4 protein-coding genes and 2 pseudogenes are annotated in these 5195 nt (G+C 70.9%); 1 reads left to right on the top strand and 5 read right to left on the bottom strand.

Features of this window, described 5'->3' with window-relative positions; translation table 11 throughout:
- Positions 1–106 precede the first annotated feature (106 nt).
- The 5 genes and pseudogenes from MW084_RS19595 to rpsB form a co-directional block, all read right to left on the bottom strand.
- Positions 107–1210 carry a phosphatidate cytidylyltransferase gene (locus MW084_RS19595; RefSeq protein ID WP_078571669.1) on the bottom strand — a complete coding sequence of 368 codons (1104 nt, stop codon included), beginning with the start codon at positions 1208–1210 and terminating at the stop codon, positions 107–109.
- Complete coding sequence (frr, locus tag MW084_RS19590; protein WP_010471049.1) at positions 1210–1767, bottom strand: ribosome recycling factor; 558 nt, start codon at positions 1765–1767, stop codon at positions 1210–1212. Before frr ends, MW084_RS19595 begins: the two co-directional genes overlap by 1 nt.
- Positions 1768–1930: 163 nt before the next feature.
- Positions 1931–2695 carry a UMP kinase gene (gene pyrH / locus MW084_RS19585; protein WP_010471048.1) on the bottom strand — a complete coding sequence of 255 codons (765 nt, stop codon included), beginning with the start codon at positions 2693–2695 and terminating at the stop codon, positions 1931–1933.
- Between the two features lie 155 nt (positions 2696–2850).
- Positions 2851–3687, bottom strand: a complete 837-nt coding sequence (gene tsf / locus MW084_RS19580; protein ID WP_010471047.1) for a translation elongation factor Ts — start codon at positions 3685–3687, stop codon at positions 2851–2853.
- Between the two features lie 137 nt (positions 3688–3824).
- Positions 3825–4726, bottom strand: a pseudogene (rpsB, locus tag MW084_RS19575) (30S ribosomal protein S2).
- A 254-nt stretch (positions 4727–4980) separates the two neighbouring features.
- Here rpsB and MW084_RS19570 point away from each other — a divergent pair.
- Positions 4981–5195, top strand: a pseudogene (locus tag MW084_RS19570) (M23 family peptidase); the annotation flags it as partial.

Raw genomic sequence — 5195 nt, 5'->3', positions numbered from 1 at the left:
GGCGTCGGCACGGGGAGGCCCCACCGGGTCGTCCCCGGCGTCGGCGGGGAACGGGAAAGGGCCCGCGACCTGATGCCGCGGGCCCTTCCAGAGTACCTGCCTGCGGTCAACCCGCTCCGACGAAGATCACCAGCAGCAGCCACACGACCGGTGCCGTCGGCAGCAGGGAGTCCAGGCGGTCCATGATGCCGCCGTGACCCGGCAGCAGAGTGCCCATGTCCTTGATGCCGAGGTCCCGCTTGATCATGGACTCGCCGAGGTCGCCCAGGGTGGCGCTGACCGCGACCGCGAGGCCCAGGACGAGGCCCTGCCACCACGTGCCGCCCTCGACGAGGAGCGACATGCACGGCGCGCCGGCGGCCATCGCGAAGCCGATCGCGCCGAACAGCCCCTCGCGGGTCTTGCCGGGGCTGATCCGCGGCGCCAGCTTGTGCCTGCCGAAGCGCCAGCCGACCGCGTACGCGCCCGTGTCGCTGACCACGGTCAGCAGCAGGAACGTCAGCACCCGCTGCGGCCCGTCGTCCGCGGCCAGCATCAGCGCCACGAACGTCGCCAGGAACGGCACGTAGAAGGCGGCGAACACGCCGGCCGTGACGTCCTTGAGGTATCCCTCCGGCGGCTGCGCCATGCGCCACACGAGCACCGCGAGCGCGGTCAGCGCCATCGCCACCCAGGCGCCCTCGGCCCCGAGCACGTACCCGGCGACGACCATCGCCGCGCCGCCGGCGGCGAGCGGGACGAGCGGCACCCTGAGGCCCTTGCGCTCCCGGAGCCGGGACGTCAGCTCCCACAGGCCGACGACGACGGCGACGGCCACCACCCCGACGAAGACGGCCTTCTGGACGAACAGCGACACGACGATCACCGCGCCGAGGCCGACACCGACCCCTATGGCGGCCCGCAGATCACGTCCGGCCTGCTTCTTCTGCCGCTGCTGGCTCTTCCGCCGCGAACGGCCCTGCGGCTCGGCGGGCTCCGGTGGCATGGGCTCCTGCGCCATCTCGTCACGGACCGGGGGGCCGCTCGGCGAAGCGGCCCCCCGGTCATGGTCGTCCTGGTCTCCGCCTGCGGGGACGTCGGGTACGACGGACACGGGCCGGGCCCACCGCGCGGCGTGCCCGTCGTCGGCGGGACCCGCCGGGGCGTACCCCTGGTCGGGCGGGCCCCAGTGTCCGCCTCGTGGCGGGGCCCCCGGAGAAGCGTCGTTCATCAGACCTCGAGCAGCTCGGCTTCCTTGTGCTTGAGCAGCTCGTCCACCTGCGCGACGTACTTCGCGGTGGTGTCGTCGAGCTCCTTCTCCGCGCGGCGGCCCTCGTCCTCGCCGACCTCGCCGTCCTTGACGAGCTTGTCGAGGGTCTCCTTGGCCTTGCGGCGGACGGCGCGGATCGAGATCTTCGCGTCCTCGCCCTTGCTCTTGGCGACCTTGATGTAGTCGCGGCGGCGCTCCTCGGTGAGCTCGGGGAAGACCACCCGGATGATGTTGCCGTCGTTGGACGGGTTGACACCGAGGTCGGAGTCGCGGATCGCCTGCTCGATGTTGCGCAGGGCGCTCTTGTCGAACGGGGTCACCACGGCCATGCGCGGCTCCGGCACCGAGAAGGACGCCAGCTGGTTGATCGGCGTGAGGGCACCGTAGTAGTCGGCCACGATCTTGTTGAACATGGCCGGGTGCGCACGCCCGGTGCGGATCGCGGCGAAGTCCTCCTTGGCGACCACGACGGCCTTCTCCATCTTCTCCTCGGCTTCGAGGAGGGTCTCTTCGATCACCACATGCTCCTGCGTGTCTTGGGGTTTGTCCCGGCGTGCACCACGGCCGCGGAACCTGCGTCGCGTCTTTCCCCTGCACGGTGTCCGACCGGCAGGGCCTTGTCCATCCCCGGCTGTGCGGCGGGGCCCTCCCGCCCGAGCGGGATCCGGCGCCCGGGAAGGGTCAGTGCCGGGTGCCCTCGTCGCTCACCAGGGTGCCGATCTTCTCACCCTTCACGGCGCGGGCGATGTTCCCGGCCGCGAGGAGCTCGAAGACGAGGATCGGCAGCTTGTTGTCGCGGCAGAGGGTGACGGCGGTGGCGTCGGCGACCTTGAGGTCGCGGGCGATCACCTCGCCGTACTCCAGGGCGTCGAACTTCACGGCGTCCGGGTTGGTCTTCGGGTCGGAGTCGTAGACCCCGTCGACCCCGTTCTTGCCCATGAGGAGGGCCTCGGCGTCGATCTCCAGGGCGCGCTGGGCGGCGGTGGTGTCGGTGGAGAAGTAGGGCATGCCCATGCCGGCGCCGAAGATCACGACGCGGCCCTTCTCCAGGTGGCGCACGGCGCGCAGCGGGATGTAGGGCTCGGCGACCTGGCCCATGGTGATCGCGGTCTGGACGCGGGACTGGATGCCCTCCTTCTCCAGGAAGTCCTGGAGGGCGAGGCAGTTCATGACCGTGCCGAGCATGCCCATGTAGTCGGAGCGCGCCCGGTCCATGCCGCGCTGCTGGAGCTCGGCGCCGCGGAAGAAGTTGCCGCCGCCGATGACGACCGCGATCTGCGCGCCGTCCCGGACGACCGCGGCGATCTCGCGGGCGATGGCGTGCACGACGTCGGGGTCGACGCCGAGGCCGCCGCCGCCGGAGAACGCCTCGCCGGACAGCTTCAGGAGGAAGCGGCCGGCTTTCTTGCCGGTGTTGTCGTCGCCCTGTGCGGCGCCCTGATTCATTGGAGATCTCCTCGTGCGCATACGAAGAAGGCCATTGCCGGGGGTGCTGGTGTCCCTGTGCGGCAATGGCCTCCTCGTCAGATCTGCGGCCGTCCGGCGCGGACGCGGACGGCTGCTGCGACCCCTGGGGGGTCCGGTGTCCGTCGGGTACGGACTCAGATGCCGACCTTGATGCGCGCGAAGCGCTTCAGGGTGACGCCGGCCTCGTCCAGGATCTGCTGGACGGACTTCTTGTTGTCGAGCGCGTACGGCTGGCCGAGCAGCGTCGCGTCCTTGAAGAAGCCGTTGAGGCGGCCCTCGACGATCTTCGGCAGCGCGGCCTCGGGCTTGCCCTCGGCGCGGGTGGTCTCCTCAGCGACGCGGCGCTCGGCCTCGACGACCTCGGCCGGGACGTCCTCCTTGGAGAGGTACTTCGGGGCGAACGCGGCGATGTGCTGCGCGACGCCCTTGGCGACCTCGGCGTTCTCCTTGTCGAGCTCGACGAGGACACCGATCTGCGGGGGCAGGTCCGGCATGGTGCGGTGCATGTACGCGGTGACGTAGCCGCCGGAGAACTGCGCGAAGCGGTCGAGGACGATCTTCTCGCCGAGGTTCGCGTTGGCCTCGTCGACGAACGCCTGGACGGTCTTGCCGGGCTCGATCTCGGAGGAGAGCAGCGCCTCGATGTCGGCCGGGGCGGTGGCGGCGACGTGCTGGGCGAGCTGGGCCGCGACGGACTGGAACTTCTCGCCCTTGGCGACGAAGTCCGTCTCGCACTTCAGCTCGACGAGGACGCCGGAGGTGTTGTCGTCGGCGATCAGGGAGACGACGGCGCCGTTCTCGGCGGAGCGGCCCTCGCGCTTGGCGACGCCCTTCTGGCCCTTGATGCGCAGGGCCTCGACGGCCTTGTCGACGTTGCCGTCGGACTCGTCCAGTGCCTTCTTGCAGTCCATCATGCCGGCGCCGGTGAGCTCGCGGAGCTTCTTGACGTCGGCGGCGGTGTAGTTCGCCATGATCTGTGAATCTCTCTCGAAGTCTGGAAGATCTACCAGGATCTATGGGATGACGGAGGGGGCTTGCGGCCCCCTCCGTCGACGACCGGACCGGTCGGACCGGGCACGGGCCCGGACCTCGGGGTCAGGACCGCTGGTCAGGCCTGCTCGGCCTCGGCGGCGGGAGCCTCGGCAGCCTCGGCGGCGGGGGCGTCCGCGGCGGGGCCTCGGCGGCGGGGGCCTCGGCGGGCTTCTCGGCGGCCTCGTCGGAGTCCGCCTTCTTCTCACCCTCGAGCAGGTCGCGCTCCCACTCGGCGAGCGGCTCGCCGGCCGCCTTGTCGCCCGGCTTGCTGTCGCCGGTGGCGACGCCGGAGCGGGCGATGAGGCCCTCGGCGACGGCGTCGGCGATCACGCGGGTGAGCAGGGTGACGGAGCGGATCGCGTCGTCGTTGCCCGGGATCTTGTAGTCGACCTCGTCGGGGTCGCAGTTGGTGTCGAGGATCGCGACGACCGGGATGTTGAGCTTGCGCGCCTCGCCGACGGCGATGTGCTCCTTCTTGGTGTCGACGATCCAGACGGCGCTGGGCACCTTCTGCATGTCGCGGATGCCGCCGAGGGTCTTCTCCAGCTTGGCCTTCTCACGGGAGAGGACCAGGAGCTCCTTCTTGGTGAGGCCGGAGGCGGCCACGTCCTCGAAGTCGATCGCCTCGAGCTCCTTGAGGCGCTGGAGGCGCTTGTACACGGTGGAGAAGTTGGTGAGCATGCCGCCCAGCCAGCGCTGGTTGACGTACGGCATGCCGACGCGGGCGGCCTGCTCGGCGATGGCCTCCTGCGCCTGCTTCTTCGTGCCGACGAACATGATGGAACCGCCGTGCGCGACGGTCTCCTTGACGAACTCGTAGGCGCGGTCGATGTACGACAGCGACTGGAGCAGGTCGATGATGTAGATGCCGTTGCGCTCGGTGAAGATGAAGCGCTTCATCTTCGGGTTCCAGCGGCGGGTCTGGTGACCGAAGTGGACGCCGCTCTCCAGCAGCTCCCGCATCGTGACGACGGCCATGGCCGTATCTCCTTGGTGTGTCGGTTGTTTCCTGACGCCCCGGCGCGCTGTGCCACGAATGGACCGATGAGCGCTGCCACGGCCGGCGAGGGCGGTGGCGGGGCGTGCGAAGTCGACCCGGTGGCCGGGTCGCCAGAAGAAGTGTACGGGACCTGGGCACCGCCGGGTGACGGCGATGTCCACAAGCGGCGCCGTCGTCCACAGACGGGCGCCGTGATCCACCCGGGTGGGCGGATCGGGGGGACAGTGCACGCATGGACCGACACTTCCCGCGCGCCGCCCCGCCTGCGGCCCTGGTGCTCCTGCTGCTCCTCGTCGCGGTCGCGGACACGGCCGCCGAGCCGGTGCGGCGCCTCCCGGCGCTCCGGCCGGCGGCGTCGCTGCGGGCGGGCCCGGACGGGGACGCGCCCTCCCCCGGGGACGGGCCGTCCGCGCGGGGGGCCGTGTGGCCGGTGGGGCCGCCGCGCGC

This window comes from Streptomyces sudanensis (genome assembly GCF_023614315.1).
GTDB classification, from domain to species: Bacteria; Actinomycetota; Actinomycetes; order Streptomycetales; family Streptomycetaceae; genus Streptomyces; species Streptomyces sudanensis.
This window is presented reverse-complemented; position numbering and strand designations above follow the sequence as displayed.

Excerpts from the sequence above, each read along its gene's own strand:
- tsf (WP_010471047.1), bottom strand. The coding sequence starts at position 3,687 with ATGGCGAACTACACCGCCGCCGACGTCAAGAAGCTCCGCGAGCTCACC.
- MW084_RS19595 (WP_078571669.1), bottom strand. The coding sequence starts at position 1,210 with ATGAACGACGCTTCTCCGGGGGCCCCGCCACGAGGCGGACACTGGGGC.
- pyrH (WP_010471048.1), bottom strand. The coding sequence starts at position 2,695 with ATGAATCAGGGCGCCGCACAGGGCGACGACAACACCGGCAAGAAAGCC.